The sequence below is a fragment of the Butyricimonas hominis genome, assembly GCF_014287455.1.
Lineage (GTDB): Bacteria > Bacteroidota > Bacteroidia > Bacteroidales > Marinifilaceae > Butyricimonas > Butyricimonas muris.
Genome location: NZ_JACOOH010000002.1, coordinates 96378 through 119157, shown reverse-complemented (window position 1 = coordinate 119157; position 22780 = coordinate 96378). Strand labels below are relative to the sequence as shown.

At 44.8% G+C, this 22780-nt stretch carries 18 protein-coding genes and 2 tRNA genes; 13 read left to right on the top strand and 7 right to left on the bottom strand.

Annotated features, from left to right (window positions below):
• Positions 1-75: 75 nt before the first annotated feature.
• The 4 genes from H8S64_RS04015 to H8S64_RS04000 all read right to left on the bottom strand — a co-directional run bounded on the left by H8S64_RS04015 (position 76) and on the right by H8S64_RS04000 (position 2882).
• Positions 76-1041 (bottom strand): Acg family FMN-binding oxidoreductase, encoded by a 966-nt coding sequence (locus tag H8S64_RS04015; RefSeq protein ID WP_186975079.1) that lies wholly within the window; start codon positions 1039-1041, stop codon positions 76-78.
• Positions 1031-1654, bottom strand: a complete 624-nt coding sequence (locus H8S64_RS04010; RefSeq protein ID WP_186975078.1) for a TetR/AcrR family transcriptional regulator — start codon at positions 1652-1654, stop codon at positions 1031-1033. Before H8S64_RS04010 ends, H8S64_RS04015 begins: the two co-directional genes overlap by 11 nt.
• A gap of 303 nt (positions 1655-1957) precedes the next feature.
• Positions 1958-2200, bottom strand: coding sequence for a helix-turn-helix domain-containing protein (locus H8S64_RS04005; RefSeq protein WP_099292055.1), 243 nt, complete (start codon positions 2198-2200; stop codon positions 1958-1960).
• Between the two features lie 609 nt (positions 2201-2809).
• Positions 2810-2882: transfer RNA gene (locus H8S64_RS04000), tRNA-Lys, on the bottom strand.
• 217 nt (positions 2883-3099) lie between these two features.
• On the opposite strand from H8S64_RS04000, the gene H8S64_RS03995 reads away from it, so the two are divergent.
• From H8S64_RS03995 to H8S64_RS03985, 3 genes are all read left to right on the top strand, one after another.
• A complete protein-coding gene (locus H8S64_RS03995) occupies positions 3100-4512 on the top strand; it encodes a S41 family peptidase (RefSeq protein ID WP_186975077.1) in 1413 nt (470 codons plus the stop codon).
• 91 nt (positions 4513-4603) lie between these two features.
• Complete coding sequence (locus tag H8S64_RS03990) at positions 4604-5167, top strand: ComEA family DNA-binding protein (RefSeq protein ID WP_255469423.1); 564 nt, start codon at positions 4604-4606, stop codon at positions 5165-5167.
• 68 nt (positions 5168-5235) lie between these two features.
• Positions 5236-7758 carry an AsmA-like C-terminal region-containing protein gene (locus H8S64_RS03985; RefSeq protein WP_186975076.1) on the top strand — a complete coding sequence of 841 codons (2523 nt, stop codon included), beginning with the start codon at positions 5236-5238 and terminating at the stop codon, positions 7756-7758.
• A gap of 57 nt (positions 7759-7815) precedes the next feature.
• On the opposite strand, the gene H8S64_RS03980 is transcribed toward H8S64_RS03985, so the two are convergent.
• Together H8S64_RS03980 and H8S64_RS03975 are read right to left on the bottom strand one after the other, a co-directional pair.
• Entirely contained in the window at positions 7816-8787 is a 972-nt protein-coding gene (locus H8S64_RS03980; protein WP_099292052.1) for a hypothetical protein, read from the bottom strand.
• 678 nt (positions 8788-9465) lie between these two features.
• The gene (locus H8S64_RS03975) at positions 9466-10446 is read right to left on the bottom strand and encodes an alpha/beta hydrolase (protein WP_255469422.1); all 981 of its coding nucleotides are present in this window, start codon (positions 10444-10446) and stop codon (positions 9466-9468) included.
• A gap of 87 nt (positions 10447-10533) precedes the next feature.
• Here H8S64_RS03975 and H8S64_RS03970 point away from each other — a divergent pair, with 87 nt between their 5' ends.
• A complete protein-coding gene (locus H8S64_RS03970) occupies positions 10534-11424 on the top strand; it encodes a DMT family transporter (protein WP_186975075.1) in 891 nt (296 codons plus the stop codon).
• 23 nt (positions 11425-11447) lie between these two features.
• Here H8S64_RS03970 and H8S64_RS03965 read toward each other — a convergent pair.
• A tRNA-Arg gene (locus tag H8S64_RS03965) sits at positions 11448-11520 on the bottom strand.
• Positions 11521-11690: 170 nt separating this feature from the next.
• Between H8S64_RS03965 and H8S64_RS03960 the strand changes: the two genes are divergently transcribed.
• From H8S64_RS03960 to nudC, 9 genes are all read left to right on the top strand, one after another.
• The gene (locus H8S64_RS03960; protein ID WP_099292049.1) at positions 11691-12482 is read left to right on the top strand and encodes a M48 family metallopeptidase; all 792 of its coding nucleotides are present in this window, start codon (positions 11691-11693) and stop codon (positions 12480-12482) included.
• Positions 12483-12802: 320 nt separating this feature from the next.
• Positions 12803-15583 (top strand): TonB-dependent receptor, encoded by a 2781-nt coding sequence (locus tag H8S64_RS03955; protein ID WP_186975074.1) that lies wholly within the window; start codon positions 12803-12805, stop codon positions 15581-15583.
• A gap of 20 nt (positions 15584-15603) precedes the next feature.
• Positions 15604-16809 (top strand): DUF4876 domain-containing protein, encoded by a 1206-nt coding sequence (locus H8S64_RS03950; protein WP_186975073.1) that lies wholly within the window; start codon positions 15604-15606, stop codon positions 16807-16809.
• Between the two features lie 21 nt (positions 16810-16830).
• Positions 16831-18360 (top strand): DUF6850 family outer membrane beta-barrel protein, encoded by a 1530-nt coding sequence (locus tag H8S64_RS03945; RefSeq protein WP_186975072.1) that lies wholly within the window; start codon positions 16831-16833, stop codon positions 18358-18360.
• A gap of 14 nt (positions 18361-18374) precedes the next feature.
• Positions 18375-19259, top strand: coding sequence for an ABC transporter ATP-binding protein (locus H8S64_RS03940; RefSeq protein WP_186975071.1), 885 nt, complete (start codon positions 18375-18377; stop codon positions 19257-19259).
• A 22-nt stretch (positions 19260-19281) separates the two neighbouring features.
• A complete protein-coding gene (locus H8S64_RS03935; protein ID WP_186975070.1) occupies positions 19282-19950 on the top strand; it encodes a hypothetical protein in 669 nt (222 codons plus the stop codon).
• A 20-nt stretch (positions 19951-19970) separates the two neighbouring features.
• The gene (locus H8S64_RS03930; RefSeq protein ID WP_186975069.1) at positions 19971-21182 is read left to right on the top strand and encodes a DUF4857 domain-containing protein; all 1212 of its coding nucleotides are present in this window, start codon (positions 19971-19973) and stop codon (positions 21180-21182) included.
• Positions 21183-21193: 11 nt separating this feature from the next.
• Positions 21194-21742, top strand: a complete 549-nt coding sequence (locus H8S64_RS03925) for a hypothetical protein (protein ID WP_186975068.1) — start codon at positions 21194-21196, stop codon at positions 21740-21742.
• 116 nt (positions 21743-21858) lie between these two features.
• A complete protein-coding gene (gene nudC / locus H8S64_RS03920) occupies positions 21859-22689 on the top strand; it encodes an NAD(+) diphosphatase (RefSeq protein WP_186975067.1) in 831 nt (276 codons plus the stop codon).
• Positions 22690-22780: the final 91 nt, after the last annotated feature.

The window sequence follows — 22780 nt, the reverse complement described above, 5'->3', positions numbered from 1 at the left end:
CCGGTTAAATTCACAACTCAAAACTCTATTCCCACCTTCAAGGATATCCCGTCATGATAAAGCCTCTCTTTAAATTCAGCCGTGACATACCAACAACTCCCTCACGTTCTTGTGCGGAGAATAAGGCACGGGCTTCGCGTACCCTATCCTGAGAATCAGCGTCGGATACTCCCTGTTTATCGGAAGCAAATCCCGCATTTCCGCAGCTAAAGCATACACTTCACACGGCTGGTTCAGATACGCGCAAGCGACACCCGCTTCCGTCGTTTTCAGCAAAAAACGCTGTAACGTTCGTCCCAAACCTATCCACTCCATGAACGTGTTGCTCCGGGTAGTAAACAGAATCAAATGAGAAGACGATTTTATTTTCTCCCTGTCTGCCTTATTCTGCACCGCCGCCTTCAAAAAACAACGGACTATCGGCTTCGCCATCATCTTTGGCAGAGGCGGATTACCGAAGACCTTGTAACTCAACCCGTCGTTAGTCCCGTTAATCTGTTTCGCGTTAAAACGCATCCAAGAAAGCAACTCTCTTTTAAACGCCTTGTCATTCATCTGTACCTCATTACCTTTAATAATATACCCTGTCAAGCTATCGGCAAATACAGAACCGACAGGCGCCGAATACAACCGGATATTATCCTCCACGGGAAGCGATTCAAACAATCCAAGCACCTCTCCCGACAACTTTCTGCCATCATAAATACTCCGATTCGTTTGCCGTTTCTCTATCTGATAGAATAAATGCTCCTTGGCGACATCTTCATCCTTCACGCACCGGATTTCTATTCCTTCCGGGTTACATCCGACGACACGAGCCTTGTAACCGAAATGACGGGCAGAGATTAGCAGATTTTCCAACGCGCATCCCAAGCTGATAAACAATTCCCTGTTATCAGCATCGACCACAGGCAGGGCAACTTCAAACTTCGGCAAAATAACCATTCCGTCACCCGTGAGCGCGAACCTCCAAGGCTGTGTATTATGTCCCGACGGAGCCTTGGAAGCATATTCAATCATGCTCAGAAAATCAGCGTTCATCACCACCATTTTTAAAATACTTATCCACGAGCGCATCTATTCCTTGACCGATTTGCTCCCAACCGGAATCCTGATTAATGGCAATCCCGTTAAACACCGGGCAGAACTCCTCCAACATCACCAAGTAAGTAATGGAAGCCGTCAGCATCGACGCCATCACCTCTATTTCCTTACGCGGGTAATCGGTCAGTTCACACACCTTCTCTATCAAGTTCACCCCGATCTTTTCCCGCTGTTCCCTCAACTTCACGATCATATCATTACCCGAAGAGAGTTCCCAACGGTAAAGCCTCTTCAACGTGGGATTACTCCGCAATTGTTCGATTTGTCCCCGGAACATTTTTTTCAAGAATCCCGGCAATTGCTCCCGGTCAAGAACCTCGACAGGAAAATTTATCCAAAAATCATGCTGCCGTATATAGGCAGCCATAAGTCCGTCCACCGAACCGAAATAACGATATATCAATATCTTGGAAACACCGGATTGAGCGGCAACGGCATTAACGCCTATCTTCTCGAACCCGTTCTCGATAACCATCTTTTCAATCGTGTCAAGCAAACGTCGTTCCGTCACCTCCCGATCCCTCTCTCCAAAACTATTTTTTTCTTTCATACATCAATATGTTACCATTCGGAAACAAAAGTATGTTACTTATCGGAAACATACAAGCATATCGACAAATATTTTATTCGATCCCCCTAGATTCCCAAGGTAATCCCACCATACTCCTACCTCTACGGGGTTACAAGCTCCTTCTAAAACCCTTACAGCACTATTAACAAAAGGCGAAATAACGGAGTTCAATCCGGTTTGGAAGTAAGTTGAGGTAGTATTACCATAGGATTACCTTGGAATCACGCTAGGATATACCATTATAGATAGTCACCTAACTCGATCACCTGAACCTAAAAACATCTATTCGTTTGAAAATTCGGATATTGGAATATCCTTCAAGAAATCGCTCACTGAAATTTCAAAATAATCACAAATCGCTTTTAAGGTAGACACAGTAATATTAAATTTTGCAAGTTCTATCCGCCCGATATTAATATCTGTCGCGATTAAAAAGTCTGCCTGAGAGATACCATGCATCTCCCTCAGTTTCTTAACCCTTCGGGCTATCTCCTTCAACAATATATCATCCCTACGCTGTTTCATGCCCTAAAGAAAAGAACGTTTAAATAAAATTTCCCTTACGAATATGTCTTCGTTTACGAAATAAAATATATCTTTGTAGCGCAGTTTTCGTTAAATACCACACATCGAAAATAAATTTTCTTCTAAAAGCATTTAATGGGACTGTTTAAAACCGTGATTTAAAGGGAAAGCCGCAGTGATGTACTTTTCAACCAACCTTTATCTCGCAATAACGGGAACCTTGGGGGTGTTTCTTCTGACAAGTTGGCACCCTCATTTTTTTTATATACAATATCAAAGAATCCCCTTCCCGACCCTTAGTCCCCCCTTTCTCCCGACTAAGAACACAGCAACATCGTAGCAAGATGCCTACTGGTACATACTTTTACGACCATGCTGTGACTCTACTGTAATCATGAAGCCAATAAGGTGGAGAGAAGAGATAGACAAACAATAAAGAAAGGATTGGATTATCGATAAGCATCCTAAAAGAAGGGCAATACACACTTTTTGATACACTATCAAAAAAACACAGATTTTCCAGTTGTTCCCCAAAGTATTCTCGTGTTACCATTGTGATACCAAATATAAAAAAAGGCTCTCTAAACGATTGTTTTAGAAAGCCTTCCGTGATCCAACTGGGACTCGAACCCAGGACCCCAACATTAAAAGTGTTGTGCTCTACCAGCTGAGCTATTGAATCCTTCAATTGTATTTCTCAATTGCGGATGCAAAGGTATACCTTTTTAGTTTTCTCACAAATTTATTTTCCATTATTTTCTCAGTTTTTTATCTAAACAGAGGTAAAGGATTCATTTTAATTTATTTAGAGCGGAAATAATTTTATTTTATAATTTATCCTTGGAAGTCTCGTTAATTTTCACGAAATTTAAAAACTCATAACTTAAAACTATACCTATATGAACGGCGTAAGAAAAATCATGTATTTATTCGCGTTATTATCAGTATTTATCGCTTGTCAAGACGATGATGATAATGACAAACTCACGAAAGAAGAAGAACTAACTCTACGGGCTAATCAATTCATTCACGACAACATGTCGATGTTTTACCTTTGGAACAAAGAAATGCCTGCCATTGATCCTCAAAAAGAAAAAGATCCGATTGAATATTTCGAGAAATTACTGTCATCGAAAGACTCTGCCTCCATTATCACGGACGACGCACAAGGACTCATGGAATCCCTTACCAACACGGGGGAAACATTCGGTTATGACTTAGCTTACTATGGTGTTGGCAAAGACAATTATGTAGCCATTGTCAAATACGTGTATCCCAATTCACCTGCCGACGGAAAATTAAAAAGAGGCGATATCATACTCAAAATCAATTACACGTATATCACCAAAGATAATATTGACAAACTAACTCAAAACGGAACAATTCAACTCACCAAGGGTAAAATCATAAACGGCAATGAACTAACTGATGAAGGTACCCCACCCGTTACGCTAACTTCAAAAAAAATGGAAACAGATCCTGTACTCATTCGCAAGGTTATCGAAAAAGGAAACCACAAGATCGGCTACCTCATGTACACGGACTTCGCCTCTTCTTTTAACAATAGTCTGGAAGACGCTTTTAATTACTTCAAAACAGAAGGAATCACGGATCTCGTTCTTGACCTCCGGTATAACCACGGGGGTGACGATGCAGCATCTGCCCTGATGTGCAGTGCTATCGCTCCGCCGGATAAAGCGATTGAAGGAGAGCTTTTATCATATGAAAAATGGAACTCCGAATGTCAAAAAGCCTTTGAAAGTGATTCCCGATTCGATACACAACTCCACCGTTATTTCAAAAAAGTAGATTGTAATTTGAATTTACCCAACAAACGGGTTTATATACTTACTACCAGAGAAACCATCTCGGCATCCGAATACACGGCGATCTGCCTGAAACCCTTTATGGAAGTCATCCGAATCGGACAAAAAACATATGGCAAGTTTACCACAATGGCATTAATGCAACCCACGAAAGAAGACACTAACGGCAAAATTGTGGCAGATGAAGAACTCTCGAATTGGCTAATGGCACCAATCGTTTCAAGATACACGAATGTCGACGGGTATCCCTCGGACGCAGTGAAAGGATTAGAACCCCACCATGAAGTAGAAGACCAACTCTTACCCCCGGCCTCTACACTAGGTGCGGAAAATGAACCCTTGTTGGCAAAAGCGATAGCCATAATCACGGGAGAAAACAAGTTAAGCCCGAGAAGTGCCTTGCAATCGACACCGGATTTCAAACAAATACACAGAACGTTTAATGACATCAGAAGCAATCGTATCATTATAACGAACACGAAATAACACTTTTCGAACGTGGTGAAAGATCTCCGGGAAACCATTACCGACAAGAGATCTCTCACCTCGCTCGAGAGAATAGCAACCCTCACGAACTATGCCCTTAAGGAAATCGGAAAAAAGAGGAATTATATTCTTGGGTATCATGATACTTGCCCTTTTCGTCCTGCCCCAAGCAAGCCGGAAACCGGAGTGCGGGTTATTCCTGCTCGCGAGTCCGGAAACACCCGACACGACAACAGCCTCCATCCCGTCCGTCAAAAAACATCTCCCCTCCCCGATTGAATTAAACACGGCGGACAGTTCCATGCTGGTAAAAATAAAGGGAATCGGTCCCTACTATGCCGCAAAAATCATTCGCTACCGGGAGCAACTCGGGGGCTTCCGTTCCGTCACACAACTCAAAGAAATCAAATTCCAATACCTCGATATAGATACCCTCCTCTCCCACTTTACGGCAAACCCAGACCTGATCAAGCAAAGAAACCTTGACACAATGGACTTCAAAACCGTACTGAAACATCCCTACCTCGCCTACGAAGACGTGCAACTCATTTTCAATGCCAAACGGAAATTCGGTAAAATCAACTTCTCGATTTTAAACTCGGAAAAAATTTTACCGTTATATAAACTGCAAAAAATAAAACCTTACTTCAAATAATTTGTATAACTTTGTAACAATGGCTTGAATTTGCCTTTGCAATAACACACACGTAATATATATAAGACATGAAAAAAGTATTTATCACATTAGCAATTATCATCGTGCTGATTATTGTCGCTCTTATGGTTATCCCCGTCTTTTTCAAAAGCGACATACTTCGATTGATCGAGGAAAAATCCTCTAAATATATTCAAGCGGAACTGGCCATCGGCGACGTTGGCTTGAGTATGTTCAAGAATTTCCCGAATCTTAGCGTTACTTTAGACGACGTGATGATTTCCAAGGAAGAAAATAACACCCGCGATACGTTGATCAACATCCCGTATTTCGAGGCATCGGTGAATTTAAAGTCCCTTATTTCAGGGAATGAAATTATTATTAATAACGTTTTGCTCAAAGACTGCTTCTTCAGTCCAAAAGTTAATGCCGAAGGAAAAGCTAATTGGGATATCATGGTACCTTCCGACACAACAGACGTGGAAACGCGAGAACCGGAAGCGACAAAAGAAGAACCGGCTTCCGACTCTGAAACCGCTATCGCTTTCAACAATATCGAGGTCAGAAATCTGGTATTGGATTATAAAGATTATCAAGCCTCAACGTTCGCTCACGTGGACGCGGTGAATTTGAACCTGAAAGGGAACTTCTCGGAAACGAACACCATTCTCAACGTGCTGCTTTCCCTAAAAAACATTTCTTTACGCCAAGGCAACAGCGTGTGGATAAACAACACGGATTTCAACTGGCAGGCGGACATCGCCGCGAATCTAAAAGAGATGCAATTCAACATTCAGAAGAATGACATGGCGCTCAACGATTTAAAACTTGACCTGATCGGCAGCTTCGGTATCATGGAAGACGAAAAATACTCTATGGACTTGAAACTGAACGCTCCCGACACGAAATTCGAAAGTTTACTCGCTTTAATACCTAAAGATTTCCAAAAAGAACTCGAGGGAGTAAAAACTTCCGGTGAATTCCAACTGAGCATGGAAGCCAAAGGAGAATATTACGAGAATCATCTTCCGGCTATCAACCTGCATTTCAATATCTTGAACGCGAGCCTAAAATACCCGGAATTACCGGAATCGGTAGAAAAAATAAACCTGAAACTGAACGTGACCAACCCGGGCGGGACGGTAGCACAGACCGTGGCAAACTTAAGTACGCTCACGTTCACCGTTGCCAACAACCCGTTTAACATGAATGTATTGGTTTCCAACTTGGACGATCCGACATTCAAAGGTGGCATGAAAGGAGTTATCAACTTCGAGAGCTTGAAAAAAGCACTTCCTCTTAAAGACATCACTCTTAGCGGAATATTGACGACCGACCTTTCTTTCGACGGGAAATACCAGTATATAGAAAAAGAACAATACGAGAAATTTACCGCTAACGGTAAAATAGCGTTGAAAAACGTACTGTTCAAGAGCGCGGATTTCCCGGAAGGCATCTCTGTCCCGTCGGGAGAAATAACGATCACACCCGCACGTCTTAACTTGCAGAATCTACTGGTCAAAATCAAATCTTCGGATTTCGGGTTACAAGGATACGTGGCAAACTATCTGCCCTACGTGTTTAAAGACCAGACATTAAAAGGTAACTTCACGCTGACATCCAACACGATCAACGTGAATGAATTTATGACAAGCACGACATCCGGTTCGACATCTGATGCCGAAGCCGCCCCGGTAAAAGACACGACGGCAGTTCAATCTTCTGATGCCGAAGCCCCGGAAGGTATCGCCATTCCCAAGAATATCCAATTGGCTTTCAACACGAACATCAAACAAGTCCTGTACGACAGTCTGGTTATCAAAACCATCAAGGGAAGCATCGAAACAAACGGCGGTATCGCCACGCTAAAGAACTTGAGCATGGATATGCTGGAAGGCAATCTGATCATGAACGGTTCGTACAACACCGCGAATCCGGCGAAACCATCCGTTGATCTCAACCTGCGGATATCGGATATTGATATTAATTCCGCTTACCACGCTTTCTCGTTTGTCAAAGAAAGTATCCCGATCGCCATGAATTGTAGCGGTAAAATCTCGGCAGCCATGAAATTCAGTTCGGAACTGGACAAAGAAATGAGCCCGATCATGACCACGGCAAACGGTGGCGGCAGTTTGTCCACAACCGGATTCTTGATCAAGGATAACCCGGCCATGCTGCAACTCGCCAGCTTGCTGAAAAACGACGAATTAAGCCGCCTCAGTATAGCGAACTTGAAAGTTGATTTCAAGATCAACAACGGAAACATCACGGTTGAACCTTTCACGACAAATATAGCGGGTAACCCGACCACGTTCCAAGGAACACAAACGGTTGACGGCAAAATGGATTACGTGATGTCAATGAACATCGCCCGCAAATATTTCGGGAAAGACATTGACAACGTACTCAAAGCCATTCCCGGCGCCGACAATATCAAATCTCTCGACGTGGACGTGAAGATAGGCGGAACCTTATCCAAACCCACGGTGACACCAGACTTGAGCAAGGCGTTGAAATCCATTCAAAAAGAAGCCGGCAAAGAACTCAAAAACAATATCCTGAAAGGATTAGACAAACTATTCAAATAAATAATGCAATTTCCGATTAGGTGGGTTGATACTCACCTAATCGGAAATCATAAACCATCAAAGGCTTCCCACCAACCTCCGTTGTTCCTCGAAAAACATCACCCGTTGTTTCTCTCCGCTAACGGTTATCAGCGTGGAAGAACGTTTCAACGACTGTAACCAACAACGCAATCGCTCGTAAGTATACGAATCCCGTGAAGTAACCATATTCAAGGTAAAAGCCTTCAACATGCTCAGATGAAAATCACGAGAACCGAAATAACAATAATTCGTGTCGAGATTAATATTGGACAGATAAATAAGCATCTCGTTCCCCGTATCCGTAAAACGTCCCTTCGCCGCGAAATGCTCCATATCATCCAACAAATGCATTAAATCCTCCTTCAAAGCAACAACATCTTCCGGGGTAATCAAATTAATACTGGCGAAAAACTTGATATCCGTTACGAGGTAATGGAACACAAGATGATCAAAAATAAAATAACTTGATTTAAGCTGTCGGGTAACCCGCAAGTACTCCTGTTGCATACTTGCCAACTGTGGCGTGATTTTCACTTCACTGTAATGCTTTAATGAATCGACATGGCTATACTGGTACAACCACTTGAAAAGATAAAAGCGTGTAATGTTGGAATAGTAATAACAAAAAGACCTCGGCAGAATATTGGTCGACTGTCCGGCTTCCCAATCCTCCCCATCCTTTACCATGGCAAGCAAATTGATAAACTCTCTCATCATCTTATAATCCGACTCTAACGGATTCGCGTACTCCACCAATTTCAATTGAAAAGGTCTGCTCTTCCCGGTATCCGCCTGTGCCAGATTATCGAGCGAGATACCCAGTTCTTTCGAAACAGTCATTACCTCGATAAAAGTAAAAGGAACTTCGCCCCGCAACCTTCGATATACAGCCTCGCGTTCGATATACAGCATATCTACCAAGGTGTTTGTCAGCTCGGCTCCTCTCGGAATTCTCTTTCGCAATTCCGAGAGGAAACCATCATACAGTGTAACTTCTTTCATGTTCATGTGCGATAATTTATTTAACAACCCTCTACAAAAGTAGAGGATTTTCAAGCGAAACCTCTGAAACAAAATAACGATATTATGACTAATTTCGACACAGTACCCTGTTTTTTCCTCTTGAAATAAACATCCAACATTAGCCCCATTCACCCGCTTCTTAAAAATGAAAATCTGACAGGGATGTCCTTTCCTTCTGTCAATCATTCAAGCGAGAAAAAGAACTTCTACAGTTCACGTAAAAACGCTCCCGCGAGTACTTGATTTACGTCTATAAAAACAAAACAATCTTTCATAACTTTACATCAGTTCAAAAAAGATAAATATTAAATAAAAACCTTTGCCATGAAAGCTAACCCTCGAAACACGAATGACCATCACGAATTTAAATATATTATTACTGTATTCGGTTCATTCTTTTTTTCAAATTTGTTTAACACGGGGACAATAAGTCCCCGTGCTTTACACCCTTGGAGTACTTTTACCAACGTAAACGATACAAACTATTCAGATTGTTCACCTCAATGTGTACACGAAGATCTCCAATCGTAGGCAAGAGGACACCTCGTTCCGAACGCGGACTAACGGAACGGGTTTCAAAAGAGCCTCTCGGGGTCCACGCTTCCTTTCGATGATGACCCAAATACTCCATTAACCACGCGTGGACCCCAACCTTACGAATAATTACCCTAAACTCTCCCACCAACGAAAGATTTCCCGGTACACGTTTTCCCGTACCTCTTTCCCGGAAAGCACCAAATCGTGCAAACCGCCGGGAATAGCGACAATATTGACATCGCCCCGGATATTTCGGGCAATCCGTTTGATATCCTCCACGTTCAGAATAGAATCGCGGGTCTGAATCTGTTCCTTGTCTTTAATATCCGTAACCGACTTTTCAGAATGTAGTATTAAAAAGGGAGCATTTACTGAAAACGGCTTCATCAACTCCCGTTGCGCTTTATATATCGCCCGCACCCATCCCAAATTAACACGGGGTGCAACATGCGGTTTCCATGTCAAATCATAATCCCACTCCCCCAGACACGCCTGATGAAGATACTTCCCGTACTCCTCCGTGAATCCGCCCGCGACCTTTATTTCCGGCATATATTTACCCACCCAAGCGACCAACGGCAATAACTTTCGCACCACCCGACTCTGGTTAAATTCGAAAAACGGGCTATTCAGCACGAGAGCGTCAAAAAGCGGATTGTCCCGCTTTTCCTTGGCAAAGAGCGTGATGATCAACCCACCCGTGGAATGTCCCATTAACACGGTTTTCCGGATCCCCTCCTCACGAATAATCCTCAACGCCTCCTCTATCTCTTCAAAATAGGTTCTCAAATCCCGGATATCATTGAATTTCTGGTGAGGCAGCCACGAACGACCGTATTTTCTCAAATCCAAGGCATAGAAATGAATCCCCCGTTCATTAAACCGGAATGCCATCTCTTTTTGGAAAAAGTAATCATTAAAACCATGAATGTAGAGTACCGCCTGCCCCTTGTCCGTTATTGCCAAACGACGTACCAAAACGCTCACAGCCTTTCCCTCATAATCATCCCGCAACGAAATACTCCGTTGTTCAAACCCGTCTTTCAAAATATCTTCCATGTAAGAAGTCGTCATGGCATTCATCGTATTATGGATTACATCTTCCAAATGTATAATTATTTACCGTGATTCATCCTTCTTTTAGAGATTAAATTATAATTTCGCTCCGGATGAAAATCATACAAATAACATAAAATGAAAGAAGCCTTTATCAAACTACACGTATCTATCATTCTTGCCGGGGCAACGGGAATATTCGGGAAACTGATAACGCTGAACGAAGGATTGCTGGTTTGGTATCGCATGATGTTCGCCACTCTTTTATTCTCGATCATATTGTATTTCAAGAAAGAATTACACAAGATCGCTCTCGGGGATACGCTCAAAATAGGTGGTGTCGGGTTACTCCTTGGATTTCATTGGGTTTTCTTCTACGGAAGTATCAAGGCATCCAATGTATCGATCGGGGTGGTATGCTTCTCGCTGACAGGATTCTTCACGGCATTTTTGGAACCCCTAATTTATCGGCGCAGAATATCTATCAGAGAAATACTGTTCAGCTTGTTGACGTTGTTCGGCATTATTCTAATCTTCCATTTCGACACCCGTTATCGTCTCGGGATCTGTCTGGGTGCCATATCTTCCGCCCTCGCCGCCCTTTTCACGATCACGAATAAAAAAATCGGCAGCAAGCACGTGACAAGCACGTTGCTATTGTATGAAATGGCAGGCGGATTTATCGGACTCTCCTGTTTATTACCTCTTTACTTGAGCTACTTTCCCGTACCAACGATACTCCCCGATTTATCGGATTTCATCAACCTGCTGTTATTGGCGTCAATCTGTACGATCGGGTTGTATATTCTCCAGATTCAAGTACTAAAAACAATCTCGGCATTCACCGTCAACCTAAGCTACAATTTGGAACCCGTGTACAGCATCTTACTGGCCATGTTACTCTTCAACGAGGCGAAAGAACTGAACATCTCTTTTTATATCGGACTCAGCATCATCATACTCTCGGTTATCCTGCAAACGGGAAGTGTCTTTATCAAAGATTCTACTACGAAAAGAAAAACCGTCTGAATGTTGACATTCAGACGGTTTCGTGAACTCGGCGGGAGTCGAACCCACAACCTCTTGGGCCGTAACCAAGTGCTCTATCCATTAAGCTACGAGTCCTTTTTCTTGAGCGATGCAAAGGTAATATAATTTCTTTTACACGAATCATACGGGGGGAAATATTTTTCAAATAATCTACAACTATTGCCTTATCTACAGGAAATATATATTTTTGCCCACCAAAATAGAGATACGTAATAAAACATACATAATAACATAAACAATTAAAAATGAAGAATTTATTTATACTTATCTTTTTAGTCGCCGGAGTGACGACATTGCAGGCGCAAATCAAAATCGGTAAAATGAAGATTGACACGAAAAAAGCCATTCAAGCCGGAAAGGACGCGGCAGGAGCAATCACTCTTTCCGATGAGGATATAGCAAGCATGAGCAAAGAGTACATGCAATGGATGGATACTCACAATAAACTAGCCGCACCGGATAGTGAATTAGGTAAACGATTAGCCAAGATCACGGCAAACTTTCCGGAAATAGAAGGTTTAAAGTTGAACTTCGGCGTATATGAAGTCGTGGATGTCAATGCGTTCGCTTGCGGGGACGGTAGCATCCGGGTATGCGCCGGATTAATGGAACTCATGACGGATGACGAAGTACTTGCCGTTATCGGACACGAGATCGGGCACGTGGTTCACCACGACTCCAAAAACGCCATGAAAAACGCTTATCTTCGTTCTGCCGCTAAAAACGCCGCGGGAGCCTTGAACGAGAATGTATCCAAATTAACAGACTCCCAACTAGGCGATTTGGCCGAAGCATTCATGGGTGCCCAATTCTCCCAAAAACAAGAAAATGCCGCGGATGATTACGCTTTTGATTTCTGTATCCGGCAAAATGTCGACCCGTATGCCATGTCAAAAGCTTTAAATAAGCTGGTTGAACTTTCAGCAGCCGGCGGTGAGAAGGCGAATCTCATTCAAAAGATGTTTTCTTCTCACCCCGGAAGTGCCGAAAGAGCTGCCCGTTTAAAAGAAAAAGCCGATAACCTGCAAAAGAAATAATCAAACGTTTTCTATACGGTAAGATGTAGCGGCAGAATAGGTAATTCCCAATCTGCCGCTACATCAATAAATGAAACTCACCTCTATTAGCTATTAATCGCTACGCCAATTCATTACAACACTCGTACAATTATCTTACAACAAGTCTGTTACAAGCCATAAAGACACACCACCACAAATAGGGATGCCGTTTTTTAAATATCCTCATTTATGGTGATGGATTCGTATTTTGTGATGCCGTAATTTTGTGACGTAAAAATATTCACAGGGAATCAACCGTGGCAACCAATAATACACGAGTAACAAATTGTAATAAAGATATGATTATTAATAAATGTATATGGATAAAAAATAACAGATTATGTAGGCTATTTATTCTATTTTCATTTATCCTTTTCACCCTACCCGGTTTCGGGCAAAAAAACACGTGTCATTTACAAGGTACCGTACAAGACAAAGAATCAAAAGAAGTATTGGAATTTACCACCGTATCTCTAAAAAACGACACGATACAATTAAACACGGTCAGCGACAAAACCGGACGTTTCAGTTTCAGAAACATCAAACCGGGAACATACACCTTGAGCCTGTCGTTTATCGGGTATCTTCCCCTTCACCGGACAATCTCAATTCATCGGGACACAACTTTGTCTTTTCACATGCAAATCGACACGATCACGTTACAAGACATCATTGTCACGGCATCCGAATCACGAGGTTTAACCTCCTCTTCCAAAATAAACCGGGAAGCCATGAATCTGCTGCAACCGTCAAGTTTCACGGATATTCTCTCTCTGTTGCCGGGAGGGATGACCAAAGATCCGTCCCTCGGGAGTGTAAACAAAATACGATTGCGTGAAGTAGGGGTATCCAGTTCCGATTACGATGTAACTTCACTCGGGGTTTCTTTTCTAATTGACGGTATTCCGTTAAGCACGGACGCGAATATGCAGCAAATACCGGGAACCTATCAAGGCGAGTACGACTACAACCGCAACAGTATCGGGAAAGGTGTCGATACGAGAACTCTGTCAACCGATTTCATACAGTCGGTAGAAATCATCCGCGGTATCCCTTCCGTGGAATACGGGGAACTCACGAGCGGACTGGTAAAAATCACCCGTAAAGCGGGAGTCCACCCGTGGGAAATACGCCTAAAAGCTGATGCCGGGAGCAAACTCGTCTACGCCGGAAAAGGACTGGCAACCCGAAACGGCTGGACTATCAATTTCGGAATCGACTATATGGACTCTAAAATAGATCCCCGCAATAATCTCGAAACATTCAAGCGCCTCACGGGCTCCGTACGCATCGGGCGTACTTGGAATATATTGACGTGGAACCTGAATACGGACTACGGAAGTTCGTTCGATAATGCCAAGAACGATCCGGAACTCTCGTACAAAAAAATAGATAAATACAAATCGACTTACAACCGCGTGGCTCTAGCCAATTCTCTATACTGGAATTTCACGAATAACCGATTGCTAAAAAGCCTCTCGCTATCCGCGGCAATAGATTACTCGAAAGACCAAATCAAACGTACGAAATACATTTCCCTTGACAAGGACACCCCTATTCCCGACAACACGGAAGAAGGGGAACACGACGGAATATTTCTTCCCTACCGCTACACGGCACACCTGAAAGTAGACGGTCAACCGTTGAACGCTTATAGCAAAGCGATGGGAGAACTGGGATTCAACATATCGGGAGTAGAAAACGCGATGAAAATAGGTGCCGAATGGAGGATGAATAAAAACTTGGGGAAAGGACAGGTATATGACTTGACCCGTCCTCTCTACCCCTCGATGAAAGCACGTCCCCGCCCGTATGACGACATCCCGGCAGAACACACGCTGGCATTCTTCATCGAAGACAGGATAACCGTACCCGTGGGTACACACAATTTCCAAGCGGCAGGAGGTGTCCGTACCCTTATCCCATTGAACATTGATAAAGAATACAAGATTAACGGTAAAACTTATTTCGACCCGCGGGTAAATTTATTATGGAAATTCCCGACCACCTACTTGTTCAACAGAATCCTGAATATCCAACTTGCCGGGGGTATCGGCTGGAACACGAAAATGCCCGTCATGACACAACTCTACCCGGATACTCGATACGTGGATCTCACACAATTGAATTACTACCACACGAACGAAGAGTACCGCCGATTGAACATGATGACTTATAAAGTAGACATCACCAATTTTAAACTAGAACCTGCGCGCAATCGCAAATGGGAAGTTCGATTTGACTTCGATTACAGTCAAAACAACTTCTCCATGACCTACTTCAGAGAAAAAATGACATCCGGTTTCCGTACTTCTTCCTTCTGGCGTACTTTCGATTACAAAAAATACGATGCTTCCGCGCTTGATCCCGGTTCCATACAAACACCCCCGGATATCAACACGCTCCCTTACAGCACAGACACCGTGATTTACACCTTCGGTCAAACCACCAACGGCAGCATGATCATCAAGGAAGGAATTGAGTACCAGTACACATCCAAACGTATCGAAAGCATTCGCACCAAGATCACGATAAACGGGGCATGGTTCAAATCGACCTATCACAACAGTCATCCCGTCTACCGGAATGAAAGTACGCTAATAAACGGGGCACAAATCAAATATGTCGCCCTGTACCCGGATGATGACGGGTACATCAAACAGCAATTCAACACGAACTTCGCGTTCGACACGTATATCCGTCCCTTGGGACTTAGCTTTGCAACATTCGTGCAGTGCTTGTGGATTTCCAGCCAGCAAAGCAAATGGAAAAGCGGAACGCCATTAAAATACGTGGGTATAGACGGGATAGAACACGATTTCACGGCAGATAATCTCTCTGATCCCGTGCTCCAGTACCTCGTGAAACAGTATAATAAAGAACTATTCATAAAAAGGACAGACCCCATTTCCATTAGCGTACATTTTAAAGCAACCAAAAAATTTATGCGGGATAAAATAAACTTGTCATTGTTCGTGAATAACATACTTGATTATAACCCGGATTACAAGGAAAACAATTTTTCCGTCAGACATTACGTGACGCCCTATTTCGGCATGGAACTGAACTTGAATCTATAACCATTAAATAACACCATAAAATGAAACAGTATTTTATTATTTTCAGCTTAATTGTAACAAGCATCTTCAGCTTATCATCCTGTAACGATGATAACAATTCGATCCGGACAACGGCCTTTACCCTTACGACAGAAAACCCGAAAGACCTAACCGATCCGTCGGTTAGCAACCTGACGGCCAGCTTCAAGAACATCAACACGGGAAGAACGACCACGAGTAACGCTTTCTCCGGTAATCAGCTTGAAGTCGAATTAACCGAAGGAATATATCATATCACGATTGAAGGTAACGTGAAATACTCTTTCGAAGAACAAGAAATGAATACCAAAATCAAAGGTTACAAAGAATCCGTGAACATCACCGGAGAAACTGCCTCATCCTCGTTGACCTTGTTCTTATCTCAAGAATTATCGGATTTCGTGATTGCCGAAATATTTTTTACCGGAACAACCACTCCTGAAGGCAAACAATATGACGGGGATAAGTTTATCAAAATCTACAACAACTCCGACACGGTCCTTTACGCTGACGGACTTTCCGTATTGGTGTCAGAATTCCTGACGGTTACCAAACAAGACTACACCCCGGACATCATGAGCAAAGCCATGGCGGTAAGTGCTATTATCACCATCCCCGGCGACGGCACGGTGTATCCCGTGCAACCCGGCGAATCGATCATCATCGCCGACAACGGCATCGACCATCGCGAAGCGAACTCGCAGTCGTTCGACTTGAGTAAGGCGGACTTCGAGATATTCTATGACGAAACAAACGATATTGACAACCCCGCTGTAACGAATATCAAGACACCCTACGATAGATTCCTTTTCCACAACCGGGGATCTAAAAGTATGGCCCTCGCCCGTATCCCGAATATAGAGGAGTACGTACTTGATTCTGTCAATATGTATCATTACGAGTACACCTTCGTCTTTGGCGAACACGTGATACCCATGGATGGAGATTGCCTCCAAGTGCCGAACGAGTACATCATCGATGCCGTGAACATGACCATCCCTGCCGAATTCCAATGGATCGTAACCTCTCCTTCCTTGGACATGGGCTGGACTCACTGCGGTGAAATTGACAAAGATCAGAACCGTTACAACAAAAGCGTACGCCGGAAAGTGCTGCCGACCACCGTCAACGGGATAGAGAAATTACAAGACACGAACAATTCGACCTTAGACTTCGAGGCGGATGCCGTTCCTTCATTAGCTAAATAACTATTATTAAACAAGTAAATCATGAGGTCTTTATTCATTCTGATTTTCAGTTTAACCGTTTTATTCTCAAGTAGTCGGGCACAGGATACCCTTTCGGTAAACACCCGCACGCGGGTATTTTTCTCCCCGGGAGAAAACTTCGTGTCGCGAGTGTACCGCAACCCGGCATTACAATATTACGCTCATTCTTTTTCATTGACCGAATTACAAATTGGCTGGGAGCAAACGAGTGCCGACAAGGCACTCCTGCCCCAGTTAGGTTCAAAGACTCAGAATTTTAATTTTAACGTATCGTCATATATTTCATTACGGGCAAATAGCAAAACTTGGGGCAATGCATATTACAAAAACGGGAAACGGAACAACGTGCAATGGAACGAGACCTCTGATTTTTTAACCGTCTATCCTTACGTCATGGCGGACACGCTGGGCGGTAACCTGAAAACCGAAGAATACTACTTCGCCGGAGGGTACGCGCAAGCGGGCAAACGCTTCACGTGGGGTATATTCGCCAATTACAGGGCACTCATCGAGTATCGTAATCGGGATCCCCGTCCTAAAAACGTGGTTTCCGACCTCAAAGGCTCCGTGGGCATCTCCGCGAGAATAACACGGCGTTATGACGTCGGTCTTGCCATCCACGCGGGCAAATACAAGCAGACAAACGACGTTAAATACTACAATGAACTCGGTACACTTACCGAATACCATCTCTTTGGACTGGGAACGGACTCCCGCCGATTCTACGGTAAAAACTCCAGTGTTTACTATAACGGGCACCGGTACGGGGCAAGCGTCGAACTCTTTCCCTGCGCTAAAAAAGGACTTTCCGCGGCTGTCGAATACGAGCGATTCACTTTCGAGAAAATCATCTCCACCCTCAACAACCTGCCTCTGAACGAACTGAACCAAGACGAAATAAAAGCCGAGGTAGCGTACATGACACGTACCCCTCGCGAACAATGGGGACTAAAACTCAACGGCATCTACCGGAACCGCAAGGGCACGGAGAACCTTTTCGGCGACCCCACCACGGGTGTTTACCCGCAAATCGGCAGCACGGAACAATTATCCGTCAAGAGAAACAACCTCTCACTCTCTTTCCTGTACGACAGAGAATACAGGGAAAAGCAATTCTCGTGGAACATTCTGCCGCAAGCAGAGATGAACACGTTCAAGATGACTTACCTCGACCCTGCCCGACTCATGAAACTGAACAACCTGACCGGACGAATGAATGTATCACTCGCTAAAAGCATAAAGAAATCCACTTTCCGCCTCGACGCAGAAGGTGAATACCGCTACAACACGGACGCGGAATTACAATTAACAGATATAGACGAAACCACGCGACGCCTGCTGGAACCGGTAAACACGGTATACGCAAACCTCTCAACCGACAGCTGGGCTTCCGATATTTCACTTCGCTGGGATTACACGCTTTCCCGCGGGGACAAAGGCATTTTTATCAAAATCAACTGGCGGCATGATGCCTTCAAGGGCGACCTTCAACGGGAAACCTTACAGGCACATTGCGGCTTCACGTTTTAAACAACAACAACTACATGGAAAAAGTCATTGAATGTAAAAACATCACCCACTACTACGGCGAGAAACTCATTTACGAGAACTTGAGTTTCGACGTCGAGAAAGGAAAGGTGTTGGGATTACTCGGGAAAAACGGTACCGGGAAAACCACGATCATCAACATCCTCAACGGTTACCAACAACCCCGGTCGGGAGAGTGTTTTCTCCTCGGGGAAAACATGAACCACCTCACTCCCGCCACTAAAGCTAAAATCGGGTTATTGCTGGAAGGACACGTCCAACATTCTTATTTCACGATAGAACAGATTGAAAAATATTACAGCGCCTTCTTTCCCAACTGGAAAAAAGAGGCATTCTACGAACTCATGGAGAAACTGAACGTGGTTCCTCACCAGAAGATCAACCACATGTCATGCGGTCAGCGTTCGCAAGTGGCACTGGGACTTCTTTTCGCCCAAGACCCAGAACTGCTCATCCTCGATGACTTCTCCATGGGACTCGATCCCGGTTATCGCCGCCTCTTTGTCGAATACCTCAAAGACTTCGCCGCAAAAGGCGACAAGACCATCTTCCTCACGTCGCATATCATTCAAGACATGGAACTCCTGATCGACGACTGTATCATCCTCGACTACGGACGCTTGTTGATACACAAACCGACACGCGAAATCATGGATAACTTCCACCGTTTCCGTTTCTCGCTTCCCGACGGGCAATCCCCTGCGAAACACGACGCCCTGTGGAACACGGAGAAAGTCAACGGCTTATGGACAACTTATTCTTTCGAACCCGCCGACAAAGTCCGGGAAATACTCGTCCCGCGAGGAACGGGACTCCCCGGCTTGCAGATGGAAGAACTAACCCTAGAAGACGCGTTCATCGGGTTGACCGGGAAATATTAATCACTAAAACGACATCAAGATCATGAATAAAGCACTACTTTTTAAAGAGTGGATCAAAACCCGCTGGATACTCCTGCTCATCTTCGCGGTATTCGCGTTGGGCATGGCATACATCGCCCTGCGTATATCCAGCGCCTCCCGCAACGTGGGTATACCCCACCTCTGGGAAGTATTTATCCAGAAGAACGTTGTACTTCTCGATCAATTGAAAATGTTTCCCCTGCTGGCGGGCATCATCCTCGGCATAGCGCAATTCATACCGGAAATGGTAAAGAAACGCTTCAAACTGACCTTGCATCTCCCCTTGGGCGAAAACCGTATCATCTTCTTGATGCTGGCGTACGGGTTTACAGCGTTACTCCTCGCCTTCGCCGTCTGCTACGGTTGTTTTCTCTGGGGACTATCCCTCAACTTCCCCCGTGAAGTCATCGGGGCATGGTTCTCTACCACACTCCCGCACATGTTGGCAGGTCTGGCAGCCTACCTGCTCACCGCTTGGATTATACTCGAACCCACGTGGTTACAGCGCATCTGCAATGCGATTATCGCCCTGCTCCTCCTCTCGCTCTTCATCACGGAAGGCGTACCGAGAGCGTTCACCCCCATGCTTCCCTACCTGTGCGGGGCAATCATAATCCTGTTCCTGTTTCCGAAGATATCCATCCGCCGATTCAAACAGGGTATGCAATAACGATCAAACATCAAGAAAACATGAAAATAAAGATACTATATATCGGGCTTTCCATATTCCTTTTATCATGGATCATCCCGTCACTCGTGCAACTCACCACGGACTCCTCTGTCCGTTACCCGTTCACGTATTACAGTTCCGTGATTAACCAATTCTGTTACATCGATCCCGCTGACGAACGCCTCATGGGCAAGGACCTCGACGGCAACTCGTACACGGACGCTGAATTCAACCGGGTACTCCCCATGTTCTATTACCGGCAATTGGCAATGGAAAACGCCTTGCCCGACTCCATTCAAGGGGTTCCCGTGGATTTACAGGCGATCGCGCGCAATAACTTTTTCTTCTGGTACAAGCCCAAGGACAAAAACACACCCGTGATCGAACTATACCCCATGTTCGAGTCATGTTCCGGGAAAGTAGACCTCGAAAACCCCGACGACATGTTCCGTCTGAAAGAGCGTATCGAATTTATCGACATGGAAACGAACCGGGTGAACGAAGAGAAATCCGCCCGCTTCCAGCAAGCCCTCGATGCAGCCGGATTCTCCGCACCTGCGCAATGGGTGGCGGGCATCCCCTCCAGTATGAAATCATACGACGAAGGTTATTTCGTACTCGACAACCGCAATAACCTCTTCCACGTGAAGATGACAAACGGCAAACCTTTCGTCAAGGACACGAAAGTCGGAACAAGCATCAAAACGCTCGCCATGTTCCCCAAGGAAATGGAAAACCGGAGCCTCTACGGCTTCCTGTACGACACGGACGGCACCCTCTATTATCTCTCCACCGACGGTTACCGCCTCGTGAAGGTACTGGAAGGCATCAACCCGGACATCGACCGCATATCCGTCATGGCAAATATGTTCTATTGGACAGTTGTCAAGGAATCACCCTCGGGCGAATACACCTATGCCTTGGAAAACGGCACGATGAAGCAAGTGGCAGACCTCTATCGCCCCGCCACTCCCTCGACGTGGGACAAGGTATCTCCTTACCTCTTTCCCTTTACCGTGGGGTTCGGCGACAGCTCCAACAGCTACATCTATCCCCGCGTATCGGCTTACCATTTCACAGCCCTAGGACTCGGCGCTTTGCTGGCGATCATAACACTCGCCCTCTACCGCCGTCAAAAACCTTACGCGAAATACACGGCAGCCGTCATCTCCCTGTTCACGGGCGTAGCGGGTTTTATCACCGTTTGCCTTATAGCAAGAATTAAAAACTAAATTATATCATCATGAAGAAATCAACACTTATAATCATCGCTACCGGCATCGCCGCTTGTTCTATCGTTTCATGCAAAAGCAAACCCAAGAACACCCAAGCCGATGCACAAAAGCAAACCACGAGCATCACCGAGAAAGCATTAAAAGTCAATGATCTCCTCGCCGTGGCTGACCAACGTGTCAATGACACCATTGTCTTCCAAGGCCCCGTGAAGCACACCTGCTCCCACTCCGGACGCCGTTGCTTCATCTCCGACCCCACGGACGAAACCACGATCCGCGTAGAAGTCGGTGGTAACATCAAATCCTTCAACCGGGAATTAGTCAATTCCGAGATCGCAGTAACCGGTGTTCTTAAAGAACAACGCTTCTCGAAAGAATACATCGACAAATGGGAAAAAGAACTGAAAGAAGAAGAAGCCAAAGGTGAAAAAGACGAGGCTCACTGCGATTCCGAGAAAAACAGCATCCTCAAAATGCGCGAATGGATGAAGAAAAACAACAAAGACGCCTACGTCATTTACTACGTCGAAGGCATCGACTACGATATTGTAAAGTAGTTTAAAATCGCATAAAAAGAGAGGATGTCAAAAGTCTGTTGTACTTTTGACATCCTCTCTTTTTATCCTACCTTTGTCCCCTATAAATAGTTATTCAAAACTCAGCGTATAACACCATGATACAGGACATCGCACCACATACATTCTCGAACGCCTATTCCAATCGCGAACCCGAAACAACAGACTTCGCCCTCTGTTTCAATAACCGTACAGTTCTCCTGCACGAGCAAAACGGTGCCATACGTTTCCCCCGCTTCAGCGAGTTGAGAGGTGACACGGACACACTTTTCCAATCCGCCACCTACCTGTTCTCCATAGATGATGACCGATTCTATTGGATAGACCAACCTGCCGAGGAACAAGGCGAGTTCCGTTTAGTCGATATCTCCGTGTTCAGAAAAGCCTTTCCCCGTCATTCCGCTTTCGCCGGAATCACCGCTTACAGCTTGCACAAGTGGTACGACAACCATCGTTTTTGCAGTCATTGCGGGGCAAAAATGTCTGCCCACGACAAAGAACGCATGATGCATTGTGAAAAATGCGGGAACATGGAATACCCCAAGATCATGCCCGCCGTGATCGTTGCCGTTACGAACGGCGACAAAATACTGTTATCCAAATACGCCAACCGCGAATACACGAGATACGCCCTCCTCGCCGGATTCACCGAAATAGGCGAATCCGTGGAAGAAACCGTACGCCGGGAAGTCATGGAAGAAGTCGGCCTGCACGTCAAAAACCTCAAATACTACAAAAGTCAACCTTGGGCATTCTCCGACACCCTACTCATGGGCTTCTTCGCAGAAGTCGAGGGAAATGACCACATCACCCTAGACAAAGACGAACTCGCCGTCGCTGAATGGTTCCCCCGCCGGGAAATCCCCGCCAACGAATCGGATATCAGCCTCACGAGCGAAATGATCGAATATTTCAGAAACAACAATTAGTTCGCCTGCGGCGAGTTGCAAGTTGCAGGCGAACCTTTTTCGCTTTCCCTCCCTCTTTTTTCGTTTTACTTCTCCCGAAAGAGCAAGGTTC